The 779-nt window shown below is 57.1% G+C and carries 2 protein-coding genes and 1 pseudogene; all 3 read right to left on the bottom strand.

The window, feature by feature from the left end; all coding sequences use genetic code 11:
• Window positions 1-132, bottom strand: a pseudogene (locus QT222_RS00375) (queuosine precursor transporter); the annotation flags it as partial.
• Window positions 125-301: a ribbon-helix-helix domain-containing protein gene (locus QT222_RS00370; protein ID WP_004058458.1), complete on the bottom strand. Its 177-nt coding sequence runs from the start codon at window positions 299-301 to the stop codon at window positions 125-127. The pseudogene QT222_RS00375 and the gene QT222_RS00370, both read right to left, overlap by 8 nt.
• A gap of 92 nt (window positions 302-393) precedes the next feature.
• A partial coding sequence (locus QT222_RS00365; RefSeq protein WP_491475935.1) for a twin-arginine translocase subunit TatC occupies window positions 394-779 on the bottom strand: 386 nt, incomplete at its 5' end.

Here is a 779-nt window from a genome sequence, read left to right as displayed (position 1 = left end):
CGGGAGTTCTCCGATGAAAGACGGTAGCGGAATCGCCAGTAACTTCGATGCCGTCAACTGGGCGGTCGTCAGCGCCATGACGAACAGGCCGACGAGAGCTATCTGACCGACGTTTGACCGAACCTCACTCATCTTCGTCGAGTCGGTTGTGTCGCTCGTCAATCTCGTCGAGGATGTCCAACGTCTTCCGAATGGACGCGCGGACCGCATCGCTCCGGTTTACGAACTTCTTGTCGTCGCCAACGTGCTCGTCGAGGTCGGTGAGCAACTCGTCGGGAATCTCGACACTTATCTTAGCCATACTCTGCGATTCTCATGAGAATACTTAACGCCTTTTCAACGGTCTCAGCGTCGATACTCGGAGTTCAATCCGATTCGGTGGTCGGATTGTGGTTACTCCGCCGCTCCGCGAGCGGGTGCAAGGTCCCGACGTCCGCCGATTGTGATTACGAACAGGACCCCGAGACCGATGCCGTACGCAACCATCAGCGGAATCGTCACCATGAACATCGTCGTGATGCTCGCGGGCGTGAAGACTGCCGAGAGGGCGAGGATGAGAACGGTCACTTCGCGCCAGCGGGTCCGCATCATTTCGTAGGTGATGCCCGCGCTGTTCAGAAGTACCATCAGTATCGGTACGTCGGCGAGGAGACCGATTCCGGCGGTGGTGAAGAAGATGAGCCAGAAGAAGTTCGTGATGCGGTAGGAGATAATCATGTTCGCCGCGATGGCGTCTTCGACGAGGAACGTGATGACCATCGGCGCGATGTAGCTATAGC

Source organism: Haloferax sp. s1 (assembly GCF_058382125.1).
This window is presented reverse-complemented; position numbering and strand designations above follow the sequence as displayed.